This window comes from Actinoplanes sp. NPDC026670, from assembly GCF_040638175.1.
GTDB lineage: Bacteria > Actinomycetota > Actinomycetes > Mycobacteriales > Micromonosporaceae > Actinoplanes.
In genome coordinates, this window is record NZ_JBEZXU010000023.1 from 92,649 (window position 1) to 110,916 (window position 18,268).

At 70.8% G+C, this 18,268-nt stretch carries 18 protein-coding genes; 10 read left to right on the forward strand and 8 right to left on the reverse strand.

What is annotated here, in order from left to right:
- Nucleotide 1 precedes the first annotated feature (1 nt).
- Both AB0E94_RS23210 and AB0E94_RS23215 read right to left on the reverse strand, forming a co-directional pair.
- Nucleotides 2–955, reverse strand: a complete 954-nt coding sequence (locus AB0E94_RS23210) for an aldo/keto reductase (protein ID WP_360329305.1) — start codon at nt 953–955, stop codon at nt 2–4.
- A complete protein-coding gene (locus AB0E94_RS23215; RefSeq protein WP_360329307.1) occupies nt 952–2,520 on the reverse strand; it encodes an FAD-dependent monooxygenase in 1,569 nt (522 codons plus the stop codon). The genes AB0E94_RS23210 and AB0E94_RS23215 overlap by 4 nt, the downstream gene beginning before the upstream one ends.
- Nucleotides 2,521–2,765: 245 nt before the next feature.
- Between AB0E94_RS23215 and AB0E94_RS23220 the strand changes: the two genes are divergently transcribed.
- On the forward strand, nt 2,766–4,337 hold the full coding sequence (locus AB0E94_RS23220) for an MFS transporter (RefSeq protein WP_360329309.1): 1,572 nt from the start codon (nt 2,766–2,768) through the stop codon (nt 4,335–4,337).
- An 83-nt stretch (nt 4,338–4,420) separates the two neighbouring features.
- Here AB0E94_RS23220 and AB0E94_RS23225 read toward each other — a convergent pair whose 3' ends face one another.
- On the reverse strand, nt 4,421–4,810 hold the full coding sequence (locus tag AB0E94_RS23225) for a DUF2809 domain-containing protein (protein WP_360329310.1): 390 nt from the start codon (nt 4,808–4,810) through the stop codon (nt 4,421–4,423).
- A 139-nt stretch (nt 4,811–4,949) separates the two neighbouring features.
- Between AB0E94_RS23225 and AB0E94_RS23230 the strand changes: the two genes are divergently transcribed.
- Complete coding sequence (locus tag AB0E94_RS23230; protein ID WP_360329312.1) at nt 4,950–5,861, forward strand: polysaccharide deacetylase family protein; 912 nt, start codon at nt 4,950–4,952, stop codon at nt 5,859–5,861.
- 6 nt (nt 5,862–5,867) lie between these two features.
- Here AB0E94_RS23230 and AB0E94_RS23235 read toward each other — a convergent pair whose 3' ends face one another.
- A complete protein-coding gene (locus AB0E94_RS23235; RefSeq protein WP_360329314.1) occupies nt 5,868–6,176 on the reverse strand; it encodes a hypothetical protein in 309 nt (102 codons plus the stop codon).
- Nucleotides 6,177–6,759: 583 nt separating this feature from the next.
- Between AB0E94_RS23235 and AB0E94_RS23240 the strand changes: the two genes are divergently transcribed.
- Nucleotides 6,760–7,290 carry a hypothetical protein gene (locus tag AB0E94_RS23240; RefSeq protein ID WP_360329316.1) on the forward strand — a complete coding sequence of 177 codons (531 nt, stop codon included), beginning with the start codon at nt 6,760–6,762 and terminating at the stop codon, nt 7,288–7,290.
- Between the two features lie 31 nt (nt 7,291–7,321).
- Here the strand turns inward: AB0E94_RS23240 and AB0E94_RS23245 are convergent, their stop codons facing one another.
- Together AB0E94_RS23245 and AB0E94_RS23250 are read right to left on the reverse strand one after the other, a co-directional pair.
- Complete coding sequence (locus tag AB0E94_RS23245; protein WP_317788468.1) at nt 7,322–7,609, reverse strand: hypothetical protein; 288 nt, start codon at nt 7,607–7,609, stop codon at nt 7,322–7,324.
- A gap of 613 nt (nt 7,610–8,222) precedes the next feature.
- Complete coding sequence (locus AB0E94_RS23250; protein ID WP_360329318.1) at nt 8,223–8,438, reverse strand: hypothetical protein; 216 nt, start codon at nt 8,436–8,438, stop codon at nt 8,223–8,225.
- 250 nt (nt 8,439–8,688) lie between these two features.
- Between AB0E94_RS23250 and AB0E94_RS23255 the strand changes: the two genes are divergently transcribed.
- The 4 genes from AB0E94_RS23255 to AB0E94_RS23270 all read left to right on the forward strand — a co-directional run bounded on the left by AB0E94_RS23255 (nt 8,689) and on the right by AB0E94_RS23270 (nt 12,198).
- Nucleotides 8,689–8,913 carry a hypothetical protein gene (locus AB0E94_RS23255; RefSeq protein WP_360329320.1) on the forward strand — a complete coding sequence of 75 codons (225 nt, stop codon included), beginning with the start codon at nt 8,689–8,691 and terminating at the stop codon, nt 8,911–8,913.
- A gap of 69 nt (nt 8,914–8,982) precedes the next feature.
- Entirely contained in the window at nt 8,983–9,231 is a 249-nt protein-coding gene (locus AB0E94_RS23260) for a hypothetical protein (protein WP_360329322.1), read from the forward strand.
- A complete protein-coding gene (locus AB0E94_RS23265) occupies nt 9,228–10,295 on the forward strand; it encodes a LacI family DNA-binding transcriptional regulator (protein ID WP_360329324.1) in 1,068 nt (355 codons plus the stop codon). The genes AB0E94_RS23260 and AB0E94_RS23265 overlap by 4 nt, the downstream gene beginning before the upstream one ends.
- A gap of 61 nt (nt 10,296–10,356) precedes the next feature.
- The gene (locus AB0E94_RS23270; protein ID WP_360329326.1) at nt 10,357–12,198 is read left to right on the forward strand and encodes an RICIN domain-containing protein; all 1,842 of its coding nucleotides are present in this window, start codon (nt 10,357–10,359) and stop codon (nt 12,196–12,198) included.
- A gap of 18 nt (nt 12,199–12,216) precedes the next feature.
- Here AB0E94_RS23270 and AB0E94_RS23275 read toward each other — a convergent pair whose 3' ends face one another.
- A complete protein-coding gene (locus tag AB0E94_RS23275; protein WP_360329328.1) occupies nt 12,217–13,299 on the reverse strand; it encodes an Lrp/AsnC family transcriptional regulator in 1,083 nt (360 codons plus the stop codon).
- 55 nt (nt 13,300–13,354) lie between these two features.
- On the opposite strand from AB0E94_RS23275, the gene AB0E94_RS23280 reads away from it, so the two are divergent.
- Both AB0E94_RS23280 and AB0E94_RS23285 read left to right on the forward strand, forming a co-directional pair.
- The gene (locus AB0E94_RS23280; RefSeq protein WP_360329330.1) at nt 13,355–14,554 is read left to right on the forward strand and encodes a M20 family metallopeptidase; all 1,200 of its coding nucleotides are present in this window, start codon (nt 13,355–13,357) and stop codon (nt 14,552–14,554) included.
- The gene (locus AB0E94_RS23285; RefSeq protein WP_360329332.1) at nt 14,551–15,930 is read left to right on the forward strand and encodes an MFS transporter; all 1,380 of its coding nucleotides are present in this window, start codon (nt 14,551–14,553) and stop codon (nt 15,928–15,930) included. Before AB0E94_RS23280 ends, AB0E94_RS23285 begins: the two co-directional genes overlap by 4 nt.
- 74 nt (nt 15,931–16,004) lie before the next feature.
- Here AB0E94_RS23285 and AB0E94_RS23290 read toward each other — a convergent pair whose 3' ends face one another.
- Entirely contained in the window at nt 16,005–17,678 is a 1,674-nt protein-coding gene (locus tag AB0E94_RS23290) for a hypothetical protein (protein ID WP_360329334.1), read from the reverse strand.
- A 45-nt stretch (nt 17,679–17,723) separates the two neighbouring features.
- Here AB0E94_RS23290 and AB0E94_RS23295 point away from each other — a divergent pair, with 45 nt between their 5' ends.
- Nucleotides 17,724–18,248: an acyl-CoA thioesterase gene (locus AB0E94_RS23295; RefSeq protein ID WP_360329336.1), complete on the forward strand. Its 525-nt coding sequence runs from the start codon at nt 17,724–17,726 to the stop codon at nt 18,246–18,248.
- Nucleotides 18,249–18,268: the final 20 nt, after the last annotated feature.

Consider the following 18,268-nt stretch of genomic DNA (forward strand, 5'->3'; position numbering starts at 1 on the left):
CTCAGTAGCGGTGGCCGGCGGCGGCGGGCAGCCCGTCGAGGACGGCCAGCACCTCGGCCGGGATCTCGACCGACGCGGCGGCCAGGTTGTCACGCAGGTAGACCGGGTTCTTCGTGCCGGGGATCGGCACCACGAACCGGCCCTGCGCGAGCACCCAGGCCAGAGCGAGCTGCGCCGGCGTCACACCGAGCAGGGCGGCCTGCTCGCGTACCACCTCGGCGATCCTCCGGTTCTGCGCCATCGTGTCGGACTGGAACCGCGGGTTGCCGTGCCGCCAGTCACCGGCCGGCAGATCGTCCGGCGAGGTGAACCGGCCGGCCAGGAAGCCACGGCCGAGCGGCGAGAACGGGATCAGCGCGATGCCCAGCTCCTCGGTCAGCGGCAGCACCCCGGCCAGCACGTCGGGCGTCCACAGCGACAACTCGGACTGGACGCTGGTGACCGGGTGGATGGCGTGCGCCGCACGGATCTGCGCCGGGTCCGCCTCGGAGAGCCCGATCGCCCGCGCCTTGCCGGCCGCGACCATCTCGGCCATCGCGCCCCAGGTCTCGGCCAGCGGCACCGCCGGGTCGACCCGGTGCAGCTGGTAGAGGTCGACGCGGTCGGTGCGCAGCCGCAGCAGGCTGGCGTCCAGAGCGGCGCGCAGGTGCTCGGGACGGCCGTTGCGGTGCAGATTGCGGGCGCCGTCGACGATCAGGCCGCCCTTGGTGGCCAGCACCGCGTCGTCACGCCGCCCGGCCAGCGCCCGGCCGACCAGGTACTCGTTGTCGAACGGCCCGTACATGTCGGCGGTGTCGATCAGCGTCGCGCCGGAGTCGAGCGCCTCGTGGATGACCTTGATCGAGGTCGTCTCGTCCCGGCCCTGCTCGTCGTAGACCCAGGACATGCCCATGCACCCGAGGCCGACGCGGCCCACCGCGGGTCCGTCCGTGCCGAGCGTGGTGGTGTCGATCACTGTGCTTCCTTTCCGGGCCGGGTCAGTGCGGCCAGGTGGCGGGTGATGGCGGGCAGTGCGGGGTCGGTCTCGTGCACGGCGACGTAGTGGTCCGGGCGGATCAGGGTCACCGCGACCCGGCCTCCGGCCGTTCCGCCCGGCTGGTCTCCGGCGGGTTGCAGCAGCGTCCCGGCGCGGGCCCATCCGGAGATCAATCGGGGGTACGCCCGGAGCAGCCCGAAGTAGGCCGGCCCGGGGCGCGGGTCCACTCCGTCGGCGACGGTCACCAGCAGGGTGTAACGATCGTCCGGCAGCACGTCGCGGATCGGCCGCCAGATCTCGCCGTCGGTGGAGACCGCGACGTTCGGGATCAGCGCCCCGTGCCGGACCGGCCGGCGCACACCGCGTGCCTGCGGGGCGATCGTGCGGCCGGACGGGTACTCGTGGCGGGTGCCGGTCAGCCAGGGCACGTAGTGCCTGCCGAAGACCCCGGTCCGGGCGGCCAGGCTCGCCGTCAGGTCACGGGCCGCCACCTGCCACGGCTTCTTGAGCAGCCAGGCCCGGGTCTGTGCCTCGGCCTGCCGGACCACCGACCGGGCCACCGCGGAGCGCTCCGGCTCATACGAGTCGAGGACCTCCGCCGGCAGCTCGCCGTGCCACACCGCGGCCAGTTTCCAGGCCAGGTTGTGCGCGTCGGTGACCCCGGTGTTCAGCCCCTGCCCGCCGGCCGGGCTGTGGATGTGCGCGGCGTCGCCGGTCAGGAAGACCCGCCCGTCCCGGGGCCGTTCCACGTGCCGCGCGTGGATCCGGAAGGCGGCGCTCCAGGACAGGTCGTGCAGCCGCAGGCCACCCGGCCCGCGGTCGTCGACCAGCTCCTGGAGCAGCTCCAGGCTGACGTCGTCGGAGGTGAGGTCGCCGGGCGCGGCGGTGAACACCCGGTGCCGCCCGTTAGGCAGCGGCACCAGGACCAGGACGCCGCGTGGGGAGAGGTAGTAGTGCACCGAGCCGGGCTCGGCGGCGCCCTCGACCGAGGTGTCGCCGAGCACGAAGGTCTGCGGATAGGTGGCGCCCTCGAACTCCAGCCCGAGCAGGCCGCGGACCGTGCTGCCGGCGCCGTCGGCCCCGATCACGTGGCTGAACCGGTGGGTGCGCGTGCCGCCGTCCGGCTCGCGCAGGGTGGCCGTCACCCCGTCGTCGTCCTGACTCAGCCCGGTGAGCGTGGTCTGCCACTCCGGCTTGCCGCCGCGGTCGGCGAGGGCGGCGTGCAGCATCGCCTCCACGTCCGGCTGAATGATGATCTTCGGGCGGGTGGCGGCGCCGAACGGGATCCGGCAGACCGGGCGCCCGTCCGACCAGTAGCGGAAGTCGGCGACGTCCTGCCCGTGCTCGGCGATGTGCCGCCCGCCGCCCAGCCGGCGCAGCACCTCGAGCGTGCGCGGCCACACCAGCAGTGCCTTGCTGAACTCGCTGGGGGCGGTGGCGCGGTCGATCACCCGGACGTCGACACCGCGCCCGAGAAGGATCGCGGCAGCCGTGAGGCCGACCGGGCCGGCCCCCACCACCAGGACCGGATGGTTCTCCGGCATCGTTCCCACCCCTCTGTGATCTCTGTCGGATCCCTGCTCTCGCATGAGCATCAGGACTCTGATGCGCATCCTAATTCAGAGCCGCCCGCGGCGGGTACCTGCACGGCATGCCGGACATTTGACAGCCCGCTCCGGAAGCGTCAGGATTCGACTGAGTATCAGAGTTCGAATATGCGTCCATGTTCTGAGCCGCCGGTCGGGCGGGCCGGACAGCGCATTCCCGCAGAGCAAGGAGCTCGCATCCCATGTCTGACAAGGGATCCGGCGCGTCCGCATCGCGCCCCACCCTCACCCTGATCACGGTCTGCGTGGCAGGTGGTCTGCTGCCGCTCTCCCTCACCGGGTCGTCGATGGCGCTGCCCGGCATTAACGCCGATCTGGAGCCCTCGCTGGCCGCCCTCCAGTGGGTGGTCAACGCCTACAACCTGCTGTTCGCGAGCCTGATGCTGGCCGCCGGGTCGCTCGCCGACCGGCTCGGCCGCCGCCGGATGTTCGTGATCGGCTCAGTGTTGTTCGCCACTGCCTCGGCGGTCAGCGCGGCGGCCGGCCAGATCATCGTGATCGACATCGCCCGCGCTCTCGCCGGCGTCGGCGCCGCGGCCGTCCTGACCAGCGGCAGCGCGATCCTGGCGCAGACCTTCCAGGGCCCGGCCCTGGGCAAGGCGTTCGGCGCGCTCGGCACGTCGTTCGGGTTCGGTCTGGCCTTCGGGCCGTTCCTGTCCGGCCTGCTGGTCTCGGTCGGCGGCTGGCGGGCCGTGTTCGCCGTCCACGCCGGTGTCTCGGTGCTGGTCCTGCTGGTCAGCCGACTGCTGCCGGAGTCCCGGTCGGCGGTCGCGTCCCGGGTCGACTGGCTCGGCACGATCACCTTCTCCGGCAGCCTGCTCGCCTTCGTGCTCGCCGTCGTGCAGGCCCCGCAGATCGGCTGGACCGACCCGGTCACGCTGGTCCTCTTCGGAGTGTGCGCGCTGCTCATGGTGGCGTTCGTGGTGGCCGAGCGCCGTCAGCCGGCCCCGATGTTCGACCTGTCGCTGTTCCGTCAGTCCAAGTACGTGGCGGCCTGCCTGGTCCCGGTCGCCCTGGCCTTCGGCTTCGTGACCCTGCTCGTGCTGCTCCCGTCCTACCTGATCTCGGTGGACGGGGTGAGCGCCCAGCGGGCCGGCATCACCCTGCTCCTGCTGACCGCGCCGACCCTGGTGATGCCGTCGGTCGCCGGATACCTGTCCCGCTGGGTCTCGGCCCGGGTGCTGCTGGTGGTGACGCTGCTGCTGGTCGGCGGCGGCGCGGCCTGGCTCACCGTGATCGACCGCGGGGTGGGCGTGCTGGCCATCGCCGGCCCGCTGCTCACCATCGGCGCCGGCATGGGCATCTCGCTGGCGATCCTGGACGCCACCGCGGTCGGCAGCGTCGAGCCGGAGCGGGCCGGGATGGCGGCCGGCATGTTCAACACCATGCGGCTGTCCGGCGAGGTCGTCGCGATCGCCACGATGGGTTCGGTGCTCGCCGGGCTCACCACGTCCCGGCTGGCCGAGGGCATCGGCGCCTACCAGCCGGCGGGCGCGCCGCCGGCGTCCGAGGCGGCCGGTCAGATCGTCTCCGGTGACCTCGCGGCGGTGGCCGGGCAGGTGGCCGAGCCGTCCCGGGCGGCGTTCGTCGACTTCGCGGCGGGCGCCTACTCGGACGGCTTCCACACCGCGCTCTGGGTGCTGGCGATCGCCACCGTGCTGGCCGCTCCGGTGATCGGCATCCTGCTGCGTGACCGCAAGCCCGCGGCCCGGCCGGCCGAGCAGCCCAGCCGCCGGCTCGACCCGGTCGCCTGACGTTCCTCACCCCGTGGCGGTGCCCGGGTGCTCCTCAGGGGCGCCCGGGCACCGTTGTCCCGGTGGCGGGCGGCGCGGTCGTCTCAGCGGCGGGCGGTGCGCCGGTGGTGCCAGATCACCAGCGGGACGATGCCGAGCGGGTACCAGATCAGGTCGATCGGGTCGAAGGAGGCGCCGAGCACGAGGCGCGCAACCAGGCTGTCCGCGGACAGCGCCGCGGGGATCCCGGTGAGCTGGCACAGCTCGGCGCCCCAGCACCAGGCCAGCGCGATCCCACCGGCCGCGAGCGGGCTCAGGCGGGGGCCCAGGAAACGCACGCCGGCCCAGGTCATCGAGGCGTAGAGGGCGGTGCCGGAGGACTGCTCCGGCCAGCTGCCGAGGGGCGCCACCGCTCGGATCGTCAGCGCCGTGGCCAGGAAGACGAACGCGGCCCCGAGCATGGCGAGGCGTAGTCGCCCGTGGCTGATCGGCATGGCGGCGATCGTAGGCGGCGGCCGCACCCACCCGGTTCTCCCGGGTCAGTGCCACGCTCGATCGAGAGCGATCATCGGCGACCGGAACTCCGCGATATTTCTCCCGTCCTCGTTCACACCCCTCGGACGGAGTTTCCGGATGCGTACCCCCAAGGTGTTTCTGGTCGGCCTGTTCGTGGCCGGCCTGGCCGGTTGTGGCACGGCCACGGCTGGGGAGATCTCGTCGGGAGCCCGGGTTCCGGCCAGCGAGTCGCCGTCGATCGAGCCGTCACCGTCGGCCGAGCCGTCCGAGGAACCCACCGAGCCCTCCGCAGAGCCGTCCGAGGAACCCTCCGAGGAGCCGTCCGCGGGGCCGACGGAGACGCCCGACGTCACGCCGTCCGAGTCGGTGCGGCCCACACCGGCCACGCCGGCGCCGTCCGTGCGTCCCGGCCGCCGCGGCGACGGTCCGGCGGAGAGCCTGCGGAAGACCGGGAAGGCCGGGGTCGCGCTGACCTTCGACGACGGCCCGGACCCGGTGCAGACGCCCCGGCTGCTCGACCTGCTCGCCGAACAGCACGTCAAGGCCACGTTCTGTGTGGTCGGGGAGAACGTGGCGGCGCACCCGGACCTGGTCCGGCGGATCGTCGACGAGGGCCACACGCTGTGCAACCACACCTGGCGGCACAGCCTGACGCTCGGCAAGGAGCGTCCCGAGGTGATCCGGGCCGACCTGGAGCGCACCAACGACGCGATCCGGCAGGCGGTTCCGGGGGCGGAGATCAAGTACATGCGGGCGCCCGGCGGCAACTTCACCAAGCCGTTCGTCTCGGTGGCGGCCGAGCTCGGCATGACCTCGATCTACTGGCAGGTCGACCCGCGGGACTGGGACCACCCGGCCGGGGAGACCGGCGAGCAGCACGTCGCAAAGATCGTCGATACGGTACGGCAGCAGGTGAGCAAGGGCGCGATCGTGCTGTCCCACGACTACCAGCAGCCGGACACGATCACCGCCTACGAGCAGCTCATCCCCTGGCTGAAGGCGCGGTACCGGCTGATCGCCCTGCGCTGACCGGTCTCAGCTCCGGTGGGCCGGATAGACCCGGCGCTGATTGAGCGGATTCCGTGGGCCGTCCGCCTCGGGATGGTGGTACGGGCCGGCGGCGAGCCGGGCGGTCGCGGCGCTCAGCGGTCGGCCGGTCTGTTTCGGATCACCCATCAACCGCATGATCGACCGCGAGGCCTCGTCGTATCCGGTGCGGTACGCCTTGTCCCGCTCCACCCCGTGCCGGTGCCATTGGTGGATCCGGCCGACCGCATAGCCGGTGGACATGACGATGGCGAGCGTGAGGAGGAAGTACAGGAGGTAGTTGCCGGGTGCTGTCATGCCGCATTACCTTCTTTCATGCCTTCCGTCCTTGGCGGAACGTTTTCCGGATAGCGGATTCTCGACGTCGGAATGCGCCGTCGGCGCTTTCCCGGAGATCGCCGCGACAGCTTCGGGAAATTCGTCTCGTCAGGACTGGAAACTGACGTTCGACGACGGTGGACGTCAGCCGTGGGTGCACCGTTGCCGTCAGAAGGCACGCCGGTGAGTGCCCGATCGGACCAGTCGCCCCGTGGTGTCGTGATCCCGCGGTGTCCCGATGATCTCTTTCGCCTTTCCTGGTGATCGTGCTGATTGGATCATCCCGTTCGGCCGGGTGAGCGAGATCAAATCGCGGCAACGGCCCGTGCGGTGGAGACCGAACGAGTGAGAATCGGCCCTTTTTCATGCGAACGGGAGGCTGGGGATTTGCTTCCTTTGACCGTTTCCGAACGATTTAAAGGGAATCACCCGGTCGCGGCCGTCAGGACACCGTCCACGGCCTCCTGATCCGAGAAAGGTTCCCGCGGATGTCTCTGCACACCGACCCGGCCGGCTGCGGCCCGGCGCACCACGGCGGCCACCTGTGCGGTGGGTGCCGGTCGTGATCACGGACGCCGGGGTGATGCCCCTCCAGCGCGACGTCGACGGCATGCCGGTCCACCAGCCGCCGCCGCCCCCACAGCCGGCCCCGCCGGACCGGGCGATCGCGATCCTGGCCCTGGCCCAGCGCACGGCCGACGACCACGTCGCCGAAGCGCGGGCGCACGCCGAACGGATCGTCGCCGAGGCGCGTTCGTACGCCGACGGGATCCGGGTCGAGGCGGACCGGCTGCTGTCCGACGCGCGGGCCGAGGCCGAACACATCGTGTCCGCCGGAGGCGCCTACGCCGAGCAGTTGAGGGTGCAGGCTCAGCAGCGTTACGAGGACGCCGTCGGTGGACTGTCGATCCAGCGGGAGGCGTTGCAGCGCCAGGTCGAGAACCTGGCCGCCTTCGACCACGACTACCGGCACCGGATCACCCTGTTCCTGCAGGGCCAGTTGCGGGCGCTCTGGGCTGAACACCCGCAGGCCGCCGACGTGCTGGACGCCGTGCCACCGGGGCCGGGCGGACCGGTCGAGGCGCCGGGGTGAGCACGCCCCGGGCGGCGTCACCGGGCCGCGGTCATTCGCGGCGGGTACGCACCCGTCGCTGACGCTGGAGGTCGATCTCGCGCCAGTTGTCCGGGATCTGGGCGACGAAGAAGCGCTGCACCGGGGAGAGCCCGCCGGTCGCCGCGAGCAGCTTCTGCATGCGGATCCATCTGCGGGTGTCGGTCCGGGCTCGCTGCACCCGGGCACGCGCCACGGGGTCGGAGGGGTCGCTGTACGGCTGGTCGCTCTCCAGCAGCGCGAGCGCCGCCTTGTAGGCCGCCCGCCAGCGGGTCGGCAGGTTGGTGTCCATCTGTTCCACAAGGAATAACTTGCCAGAAATGTCGGCCTGCATCAGGATCGTCTATTTTCGGCGTGTGGTGCCCGGCTACCAGATGGACCCGCCGTTGTGCAAGGTGCCGAAATACCCTTGTGCGAACTATTTCGAGGGATTGTCGACCCCGGTCAGCCGACTTGCGTCAATTGCGCGTCGGGATTTCGGGCGCTGCCGGGTGCCCGGACGGATGAGACGGGTTCGGCAATGGGGCCACAGGTACCGCCCGGCCGCACTAAGCCATTGAGGTGACCAGGGGGTCACTGGCTGCGATATCCGCTGGCGGCCGTGAGCGTTTCTCGGATTCAGCGCCCCTTCCCGGGGTCCACTGAACGGTCATCGGCGGGCGGTCGGTCAGGCGTCCGGCGATATCCGCCCGATCGACGACCGGCGTGGCGGAAATCAGGTTCTTCATCACGAAGACCCCGTCGGCTCCCGGAGATCTTGAGTGGTCGGATCGCCAGGATCGGACGTGGGCGGGGCGGGTGCTCGGCACTGGAGAGGGGGGAATTCTCGACGGCTTGTTTCGCGTGATCCTGCGGTGTGTGTGAACACGGCAGGGCAGGAATCCTCCCCGGCCCTGCCGTCACGCAATTTCGGATCAGTCGCGGGCGCTTTCCGGGGAGAGATCCTCGGGGCTGGTCCGGGAAACGAGTGGAAACAGCGTCTGATAGCCGTGTCGGTAGCCTTCCCGGAAAGATCGGTCACGGTCCAGGCCTAGTTTGTACCACTGATGGAAACGGCCTCCGGCGTAGGAGGCCAAGGCCGAGATCACGATGCAACCGATGATCTGAAAAGTGCTGGTGTCGGTCGGCATTCGACTACCTTAGTTATTGGATACGCCGTGGCGAAATGCCGTCCGTGCCAGCCGGCATGGCTTTTCGTGCAAACCGTTCCGCCGATCATCCGAGTAATTCCGGGGACCTGCGTCCTGACGTGCGCGCACATGCCGGAACGGGAAACCGGCTCAGGCCGGCGGCGGGACGGCCGAAGGTGACGTCAGAAGGCCCGGCCGGGTCAGGGCCGGGCCCCACACGACGCAACGATGCGACGAAGGGGATATCCGCATGACCGTCACCGCGAATCTCGACAAGCTCCTCGACAAGAAGTTCGAGGACCTGGACCTGCACGCCCTGCCGAACGCGCCCGTCGACGCGCTCGCCGGGGTGAGCAAGGCCGATGCCGAGGCGCTGGCCAAGGCGTTCAACGTGAAGACCATCGGCGACCTGGGTCGTAACCCCTACATCAAGGCCGCAGTCTCGATCACGAGCCTGGCCGACGCCACTAACTGAACCTGATTACGGGCCGCATGGGGGATCCACCCGATGCGGCCCGGAGTCATGGTTCCTAACGTCGAAGACATGAACCTGCTGCTCAGAGTGTTCAGCGTCGTCGTTGCGCTGTTCTTCGTCGCGCGGGCGGTGGCCGAACCGTTCGTGATCGACGTGACCGATGCGTCCACCTATGCGAACGACTGGGGTGGCCCGAGCCTGGCCGGCGTGCTGGCGGTTCACTGCGGGCCGGGCGTGCTGGCCGCGATGTTCCTCTACGGTTCGGTGGTCCGCTGGCGTAACGGTCGCAAGCGAGAGCCCGTATCGTCCGATCGATGAAACAGAGCGATGAAACAAGGGCCACCGTGCGGGACGTGGCTGCCCGGACCGGCCTGTCCATCGCGACCGTCTCCCGGGTGCTCAACGGGCGGGCCAACGTCGCGCCGGACACCCGGGAGCGGGTGCTCGCCGCGATGGGCGAGCTGGGCCAGAAAGCGCCGCGCCGACGTGGCGAACGAGCCACCGGGATCTACCTGCGCTGCCCCTACCTGCTCACCGACTACTTCGGACTGATCGTCTCGGCGGTCACCGAGGCCCTGGAGCCGCACGGGCTCCAGGTGATCCTGAACGCCGGGGTGGCCGCCCAGCGCGACCACGTGCTGACCGCCCTGACCGGCCGCCGTGACGTGGCCGGGGCGATCCTGATCCTGCCCCCGGAGCCGGGGGCCGAGCTGGCCCGGCTGCGGGACCGGGGCTTTCCGTTCGTGGTGCTCGATCCGCGTACCCCGCCGCCCCGGAATCTGGCCGCGGTGTCCGCGGCGCACTTCTCCGGCGCCCGGCAGCTCACCGCCCATCTGATCGAACTCGGTCATCGCCGGATCGGTATCGCCGGCGGGCCGCGCGACTGGCTGGCCGGCGAGAACCGGTTCGCCGGCTATCTCGCGCCGCTGGCCGACGCCGGGGTGCTGCCGGCGCCGGAGCTGATCCGGTTCGTCGCCGAGCCCACCGTCGAGCTGGGCCACCGGGCCGCCGCCGAGCTGCTCGACCTGCCCGACCGGCCGACCGCGCTGGTCGCGTTCAACGACAAGATGGCGATCGGGGCGCTGCACGCGGCCGCCGAGCGGGGGCTGCGGGTGCCGGCGGACCTGTCGGTGGCCGGATTCGACGACATCGAGCTGGGCCAGGCGTGCCGGCCACGGCTCACCACGGTCCGCCAGCCGCTGGAGGAGATGGGGCGGATGGCGGTGCACCTGCTGTTGCGGATGCTGGGCGGGCACCGCCTCGACGCGCTGCACGTGGAGCTGGCGACCGAGCTGGTGGTTCGGGAGTCCACCGGACCGGTTCCTGACGTGTTTCATGGTTCCGGAACCGGCACACGTCATTCCGCAACTCGGATGCATTGACCCGTACAAATTATTAAAGGTTTCCTTCCTGTTACCTGTCCCCCGTGTAGCAGGAGTCCTCATGAGAAAGACCGCGTTGCTCGCGGCGGCCGTGATAGGCGCCGCCTCGCTGAGCGCACCGGCCTACGCCGCCGGAGAGACCGTCAGCGTCTACCTCACCACCACATCGGACAGTGGCGGCCGGACCGTGACCCGGGGCCTGCAACAGCAGGCATCGATCGCCTTCGGCCCGGCCGGCGGCAGCGCCAACCAGACCATCACCGTCGACGAGGGCACCACCTACCAGGTCTTCGAGGGCGCCGGCGCGTCGATCACCGACACCACCGCCTACCTGCTGCGCGGCGGCCCGATCAGCGCCGCGACCCGCGACCAGGTGATGTCGAAGCTGTTCAGCCCGACCGACGGCATCGGCCTGTCGTTCGTCCGCAACCCGATCGGCGCCTCCGACCTCTCGCGGCCCGGCAACGTCTCGCTCGACGACACCTGCTGCGACCTCAACGACTTCAACACCAATGGGTACGACACCAACGTCCGCCTGCTCACCCAGCAGGCCCGGCAGCTCAACCCGGCGCTGCGGCTGAAGGGGGTGCCGTGGAGCGCGCCCGGCTGGATGAAGGACAACGGCCGGATGGACCAGATGGGCTGGCTCAAGTGGGAGCACTACCCCACCTACGCCCAGTACCTGGTCAAGTACATCCAGAGCTACCAGGCCGCGGGCGTGCCGATCAACTACATCTCGGTGCAGAACGAGCCGAACTGCTGCCAGGCCTCGAACCCGACCGCGATGAACTACCCCGGCATGAGCTGGAACCCGGCCGGGCTCGTCGAGTTCACCAAGAACTTCGTCTACCCAGCGTTCCGCGCGGCCGGCATCAACACCAAGGTGCTGATCCACGACTGGAACTACGGCGACTACGCCAACTTCGGGGCGGCCATCCTCGCCGACGCCGGCGTGCGCAACGACCCGCTGTTCGGTGGCATCGCCTGGCACGGCTACTTCGGTGACCCGGTCGTCGGCTCGCAGGTCCACGACGCGTTCCCGGCGGTGAAGCAGTTCAGCACCGAGCACTCCGGCGGCACCTGGATCTCGAACCAGCACAACGAGGACATGGCCGACATCGTCAACTACACCCGGAACTGGAGCAGCAGTGTCGTCAAGTGGAGCCTCGCTCTCAACCAGAGCATGGGCCCGCACAACGGCGGCTGCGGCACCTGCACCGGCCTGATCACCGTGCAGGAGGGCGGCTCGCGGGCCGGCCAGGTCGACTACACCATCGAGTACTACACGACCGGCCACCTCACCAAGTTCGTCAAGCCGGGCGCGGTGCGGATCGCCTCCAACAACACCGCGGTGCAGAACGTCGCCTGGCGCAACCCGGACGGCAGCAAGGCCCTGATCGCCCACAACGGCGGCACCGGCAGCCAGTCGGTGCGGGTCAACTGGGGTTCGCAGTCGTTCGTCTACACGCTGCCGGCCCGTACCACCGCGACCTTCACCTGGTCCGGAACCGGAAGCCCGACACCTGGCGGGACCATCACCGGCCTCGGCGGCAAATGCGTCGACGTCGCCGGCGCCAACAGCGCCAACGGAACGGCCATCCAGTTGTACGGCTGCAACGGCACCACCGCCCAGCAGTGGAGCCGCCCCGGCGACGGCACGCTGCGCTCGCTCGGCAAGTGCCTCGACATCAGCGGCCCGAGCAACGCCGACGGCACCGTCGCGCACCTCTGGGACTGCCACACCGGCACCTCCCAGAAGTGGACGCTGGACAGCTCGCAGCGCCTGGTCAACACGTACTCCGGCAAGTGCCTCGACGTGACCGGCAACAGTTCCGCCGACGGCGCCCGCCTGCAGATCTGGACCTGCACCACCGGCGCCAACCAGAAGTGGACCCTCAACTAAAGACCCACAAACTGAAGATCAACGACGCTTCCGGAGGCGGGCGAGCAGTTCGCCTTCGGCCGCGTCGGACGCGGGGTCCGACCAGAATCCCAGCGGTACGGACCTGAGGTTACGTCCGTGCGGATCGAGCAGGTGGCCGCCCAGTTTCAGCACCCACAGCGCCACCGCTCGGTCGGTGATGGTCAGCTCCGGAACCTGCACGGCCAGTCGCGTCTCGAACGCCGCGATGTCCTGCACCGCGCGCAACCAGACCACGACCAGCAGGTTCGCCGAGCCGGACAGGGTGGCACAGAACCGGGTCTCGCGCATTCCACTCAACCTGCTGACCGTCCGCTGTGTCTCGGCGGGCGGCAGCGTGCACCACAACGACACCGAGATCGGATAGCCGGAGACATAACGGGCCACCTCGCAGCGGTACGTGATACTCCGCTCCGCGTCCAGTCGGTCCAGCCGTCGCCGGACCGTCGTGGGGCTCAGCGCGGTCTTCTCGGCGAGCTGCACCGCGGGCTGCCGTGGATCCTCGCTGAGCGCCTGGAACAACCTGATGTCCTCGTCCGTGAACACCCGCCCGGACCAGGTCTGCGCCCGGTCGCCGGTGAGCGCCTGCCGGGCCGGATCACTCAGCCGGTCCAGCCGCCACCGGCTGCCCTCGGTGTGCACGGTCACCGCGATCTGGGTCCGCGACGACGCCACCCCGGGCAGCCTCCCCAGCCGCAGGCTGAGATAACGGCCGAGTTGTACGTGATCCGTGAACGCGGCCTGGACCAGCAGGTCACGCGCGCCCGTCACGTGTTCCAGGGTCACGATGTTGACGTCGTCGGCCAGATCGGCGGCGACCTCCGGCAACCGCCCGGCCACACAGTCCACCTCGATGATCGCCATCACCACCGACGGAATGGCCAACTGGGCCGGCAGGCAGCTGATCCAGGCGTGACCGGAACGGTACAGCCGGTTCCAGCGCCTGGCCACGGTCGACCCGTCTACTCCGAGAGCAGCGCCGATCCGCTGCCAATCGGCCCGCGGCGCCAGCTGCAACGCGGTCACCAGCTGATAGTCCAGCTCGTCGAGCGTGACCGATTCCGGCGCGTCAACGGCGGTCATCGGCGGATCCCTGCAATCCGGCCCCGATCGAGATCATTCTGGCGACCATACCGCCATGTTCTCCTCGCTGGACGCCCTTCCGCTGGCCGAACGACTGATCAGTCTGCGCCACGCGCTGCACCGCGAACCCGAGCTCGGCCTGGACCTGCCCCGCACCCAGGCCAAGGTGCTGGCCGCGCTGGACGGGCTGCCGCTGGAGGTCGGCATCGGGACGTCCCTGACCTCGGTCACCGCGGTGCTGCGCGGCGGACGGCCCGGCCCGGCGGTGCTGCTGCGCGGCGACATGGACGCGCTGCCGGTGCAGGAGGAGAGCGGGATCGGGTACGCCTCCGAGATCGCCGGCCGGATGCACGCCTGTGGACACGACATCCACACGGCCGGACTCGTCGGCGCCGCGCACCTGCTGGCCGCCCGCCGGGCCGAACTCGCCGGGGACGTCGTGTTCATGTTCCAGCCCGGCGAGGAAGGACAGGGCGGCGCCAAGCTGATGATCGACGAAGGGGTGCTGGACGCCGCCGGGGAACGGGTCGTCGCCGCGTACGCCGTCCACGTCGCCGCCACCGCACTGCCGCTCGGCCTGGTCGCCACCCGGCCCGGCACCGTGCTCGCCGCCTCCGACACGGTCACCGTGACCGTCACCGGCCGCGGCGGCCACGGATCGTCCCCGCACCTGGCGGCCGACCCGGTTCCGGCGCTCGCCGAGATGGTCACCACTCTGCAGAGCGTCGTCACCCGTACCATCGACGCCTTTGACCCGGCCGTCGTCACTGTCGGATCGATCCACGCCGGCTCGGCGGCCAACGTGATTCCGGAGAGCGGCACCCTCCAGGTGACGGTTCGTAGTTTCTCCACCGCCACCCATCGGGCCGTCCGGGCCGGGATCGAACGCGCCCTGCGCGGGATCGCCGACGCCCACGGGGTCCGGGTCGACATCGACTACCAGGAGAACTACCCGGTCACCGCCAACGATTCGGTGGAAGCCGACTTCGCGCTGCGGGTCGCGCGGGAATCCTTCGGGGAACAGCGGGTGTTCGTGGCACCCCGGCCGATGGCCGGCTCCGAGGACTTCTCCTTCGTGCTCGACGAGGTGCCCGGGGCCTACCTGATGCTCGGCGCCGTCCCACCCGGAACCGACCCGGGAACCGCGCCCATGAACCATTCCCCGCAAGCCGTCTTCGACGACCGGGCGGTGGGAGAAACAGCGGTCCTGCTCGCCTCCCTGGCCGCAGCCCGGCTCCGGGAAGTCGCCCGATGACCGCCGTCCTCGACCGGAGCCGGGTGTCCGCGGTCGTCGGGCTGCTCGTGCTCTTCGAGATCACCAGCGGATTCATCCAAGGTGGAGTCGCACCGCTGCTGCCCGACCTGGGCGCCGAGATGAACATCTCGGATGCGGACCTCAACTGGGTCATCTCGGTGCAACTGCTGGCCGCCGCGGTCTCGGTGCCGGCGTTCGGGCGGCTCGGCGACCTCCACGGCCATCGGCGGATGCTGCGGATCGCGCTCGTCTGCGTCGCGGCCGGGAGCCTGCTCGTCGTCGTCGCCCCCAACCTCGCGGTCCTGCTGCTCGGGCGGGTGCTGCTCGGGCCGCTCGCCGCGCTGCTGCCACTGGAGATCGCACTCGTCCGGGACCGGCTTCCGGCCGACCTCGCCCGCCGGGCCATCGCCCGGCTCGTCGGCGCGCTCGCCCTCGGCACCCTGCTCGGGGCGGTGCTCACCGCCGGGCTGCACCAGATCATCGGCGACGCGCGGCTCACGCTCCTGGTGCCGGCGGTGCTCGCCCTGCTCTGTGTGCCGGTGTCGTTCGTGGCCGTACCGGAGAGCGAAACGCTGGCCACCGGGAAGCTGGACCTTCCCGGGGTTCTCGTGCTCAGTGTGTCGATGGTCGCGCTGCTCGGCGGGATCTCGCTGATCGGCACGTCGGTGGGGATCGGGCTGCTCATCTGTGGGGCCGTCGGGCTCGGCGGCTGGGTGATCCTCGAGCTGCGTACCCCGGAGCCGCTCGTCGATCTTCGGGCGCTCGCCGGGCGTACCGTATCGCCGTTCTTCTTCTGTTCCTTCGTCTTCGGTGTCGTCTACTTCGGAAGTCAGGCGCCGGACTCCACGTTTCTCGCCGCCGACCGGGCCGTCGCCGGATACGGGTTCGGGTTCACCGCTCTCCAGATCTCGCTGGTGGCACTGCCGGCCGCCGTCGGTGCGGTCGTCGGATCCAGCCTCACCGCGGTGATCGCGGGGCGGTTCGGGTACCGGCGCACCCTGATCGCGGCGTTCCTGACCATCGCGGTGACGTTCGTGGCCATGGCGTTCCTGCACGACGAGGTGTGGCAGTTGCTGCTCTTCAAGGTGCCGGTCGGGCTGGCCGCCGGGGTGGCGCTCGGTGCGATGCCGACGGTGATCGCGGAAACCGCCGAACCGTCGCGGACCGGCATCACCACCGCCCTCTACAACAACGTCAAGACCCTCGGCGGCGCGGTGGCCGGCGCGGTGGTCGCGGCGATCCTGGCCGCACTGGTCCGAGCCGGCGGTGACACGCCCACCGAGAGCGCCTACGTGGTGGTCTGGTTGATGTGCGGCGGGTTGTGCCTGGCGGCGGCCTTGGCGGCCCGATTCGCCCACCGAACCGAAGCGGCCTGACGCCCGAGACACCGGGTTCGGCTGGGAGCGTGGTGACCTGTGGCGCGATATGCGCCGTAGGTCACCACGCCTGGTCAGGATTCGATTGCCGGTGGGCGGCGTTGCGCCGGGATGACCGCGGTCGGGTCGGTCGGAAGCTTCAGCGGCTCGGTCTCGTCGCTCGGTGGCGTGACCAGTGCGGTCGCCTCCTCGGCCGGGAGTGACATCGGGGCGGTCTTGTCCTGGTCGGGCGCCAGCGCCTGGGTGCGGTCGTCAGCAGGCCCGCCGATCGTGACGGTCTTCTCGTCCGGCGTCGCTGAGGGTTCGGCCGGCGTGGTTGTGGCCGTCGCGGTGACCGGTACAGCAGCGGTGGCGGGCTTCGCCGGCGTGGCGGGCTTGCTCGCGGCGACGGCTGCTGAGGCGGGCTTGGCGGGGGCGACGGCTGCTGAAGCGGCGGCGGGTTTGGCGGCGGCCGAGGCCGGCGCGGGCTTGGCAACGGACGCCGACCCGCTGGTGGGCTTGGCTACCGAGGCCGACCCGCTCGCCGGCGTCGTGGCAACCGAGGCTGAACCGCTTGCCGGTGTCGTGGCAACCGAGGCTGAACCGCTTGCGGGTGTGGCCGCGACGGACGCCGATCCGCTCACGGGCTTGGCGGCAACCGAGGGCGACCCGCTGGTGGGCGCGGCCGGGACCGACGCCGAGGCCGAGGCCGGTGTGGCGGCGGGCTTGGGCTGCGCGGGCACGACCGAGGCGGAAGCCGTCGCGGGCTTGGCAGCGGCCGTGGCGCTTGTGGTGCCTGCGGCGGCTGGCGCGGCCGGGGCGGCGGGCTTGACTGTGGCCGAGGCGGTGGCGGCAGGCTTGACTGTGGCGGAGGCGCTGGGTACGGCGGCCGACGCGGTGGCGGCGGGCTTCACTGCGGCCGTGGCTGCGGCGGGCTTGACGGCGGCGGCGGCCGAGGCGGTTGCCGGAGTGGCGGCCAGGCCCAGGCCGCTGACGACGGTCGGCTCGTCGGCCGGGGTGAGGGCGGCGCCGCGGACCACTGTCGGCTCGTTGGAGCCGACCGGCAGGACCGTGGTCGGCTCCGGCTCGGCGGGCCGAGGGGCGGGCGGGACGGGCGGGGCGGCCGGGGACTGCGGCTGGGTCACGAAGACCGTGCGGTCGTTGTTGGCGACCACCTCGGTGCGGTCGGCACGTGGCACGCCGTTGAACGCGACGGTCTGGTCCGCCGGCGGGCGGTTGATCGCGACCGTCGGGTCGGCCGGGACGCCGGTGCGGATGACGGTCGTCTGCTCGGCGGCGACCGGGGTGCCGATCACCTTCGCCGCGCCCCGGAACCGGCCGATCTCACCGATGATCGGGAGCACCGGCGGTTCGTAGCGGGCCCAGCGGCGGGCGCTCAATGCGGTCAGGATCAGCGGGATCGACAGCACCGCGGCCAGGCCGTTGCCGGGGCGGCTCAGGTCGAAGCCCTCCTTGGAGACGTCCGGGGACCACAGCGCCGCGTACGCCTCCGGGGAATTGAACGCCCAGATGGTCACGCCCAGGTAGAGCACGCCGGCGAGAACCGGGCCGGCGGGGGACACCGGGCCGGCGGCGAGGATCGAGAAGAGGATGCCGGCGAAGATCAGCAGGAGGAGCCCGCTGACCGACTCGGCGGCGAAGAAGTCCCGGCCGCGACTGCTCAGGTCGTCGGTGAAGCCGACGGCTAGCAGCACCCAGATGCACGGGGCCAGCACGAGTGCGTAGAAGATCGACCTGAGGTGACGCATGATCCGGCACGGTACCCGGCACCGGCAAGAACTACCGTACCGGCTATGGAAGAACAGCATCCCGGCCGGCCGACCGCCCTGTCCCGGGTCACTCTGAGCCGGATCATGACCGCGGTCGACGTGAACCTCTACGGCACCGTGCACGGCGGTGTGCTGATGAAATTCGTGGACGACGTGGCCGGCGCCGCCGCGGCCCGGCACAGTGGCGGCACCGCGGTCACCGCGGCGATCGACGAGATCGTCTTCCTGGAGCCGGTCCGGGTGGGCGACCTGGTGCACGCGTACGCGCAGATCAACTGGACCGGCAGCACCTCGATGGAGGTGGGTGTGAAGCTGGCCGCCGAGCGCTGGGACGAGGTCGGCCCGGAGCCGCTGCCGGTGGCCACCGCGTACCTGGTGTTCGTGGCCGTGGACGCGGCCGGCAACCCGCGCCGGGTGCCCCCGGTGCTGCCCGACGGGGACGAGGACAAGCGCCGGTTCACCGAGGCGATGATCCGCCGTGACCACCGGTTGTCCAGGCGCGCCGCGATCCAGAAGGCCCGAGCGGAACATCACACGGCGGCCGGCTGACCCACCGTTAAGGTGTGGTG

Excerpts from the sequence above, each read along its gene's own strand:
- AB0E94_RS23215 (WP_360329307.1), bottom strand. The coding sequence starts at position 2,520 with ATGCCGGAGAACCATCCGGTCCTGGTGGTGGGGGCCGGCCCGGTCGGC.
- AB0E94_RS23220 (WP_360329309.1), top strand. The coding sequence starts at position 2,766 with ATGTCTGACAAGGGATCCGGCGCGTCCGCATCGCGCCCCACCCTCACC.
- AB0E94_RS23225 (WP_360329310.1), bottom strand. The coding sequence starts at position 4,810 with ATGCCGATCAGCCACGGGCGACTACGCCTCGCCATGCTCGGGGCCGCG.
- AB0E94_RS23230 (WP_360329312.1), top strand. The coding sequence starts at position 4,950 with ATGCGTACCCCCAAGGTGTTTCTGGTCGGCCTGTTCGTGGCCGGCCTG.
- AB0E94_RS23235 (WP_360329314.1), bottom strand. The coding sequence starts at position 6,176 with ATGACAGCACCCGGCAACTACCTCCTGTACTTCCTCCTCACGCTCGCC.
- AB0E94_RS23250 (WP_360329318.1), bottom strand. The coding sequence starts at position 8,438 with ATGCCGACCGACACCAGCACTTTTCAGATCATCGGTTGCATCGTGATC.
- AB0E94_RS23255 (WP_360329320.1), top strand. The coding sequence starts at position 8,689 with ATGACCGTCACCGCGAATCTCGACAAGCTCCTCGACAAGAAGTTCGAG.
- AB0E94_RS23260 (WP_360329322.1), top strand. The coding sequence starts at position 8,983 with ATGAACCTGCTGCTCAGAGTGTTCAGCGTCGTCGTTGCGCTGTTCTTC.
- AB0E94_RS23265 (WP_360329324.1), top strand. The coding sequence starts at position 9,228 with ATGAAACAGAGCGATGAAACAAGGGCCACCGTGCGGGACGTGGCTGCC.
- AB0E94_RS23270 (WP_360329326.1), top strand. The coding sequence starts at position 10,357 with ATGAGAAAGACCGCGTTGCTCGCGGCGGCCGTGATAGGCGCCGCCTCG.
- AB0E94_RS23275 (WP_360329328.1), bottom strand. The coding sequence starts at position 13,299 with ATGACCGCCGTTGACGCGCCGGAATCGGTCACGCTCGACGAGCTGGAC.
- AB0E94_RS23280 (WP_360329330.1), top strand. The coding sequence starts at position 13,355 with ATGTTCTCCTCGCTGGACGCCCTTCCGCTGGCCGAACGACTGATCAGT.
- AB0E94_RS23285 (WP_360329332.1), top strand. The coding sequence starts at position 14,551 with ATGACCGCCGTCCTCGACCGGAGCCGGGTGTCCGCGGTCGTCGGGCTG.
- AB0E94_RS23290 (WP_360329334.1), bottom strand. The coding sequence starts at position 17,678 with ATGCGTCACCTCAGGTCGATCTTCTACGCACTCGTGCTGGCCCCGTGC.
- AB0E94_RS23295 (WP_360329336.1), top strand. The coding sequence starts at position 17,724 with ATGGAAGAACAGCATCCCGGCCGGCCGACCGCCCTGTCCCGGGTCACT.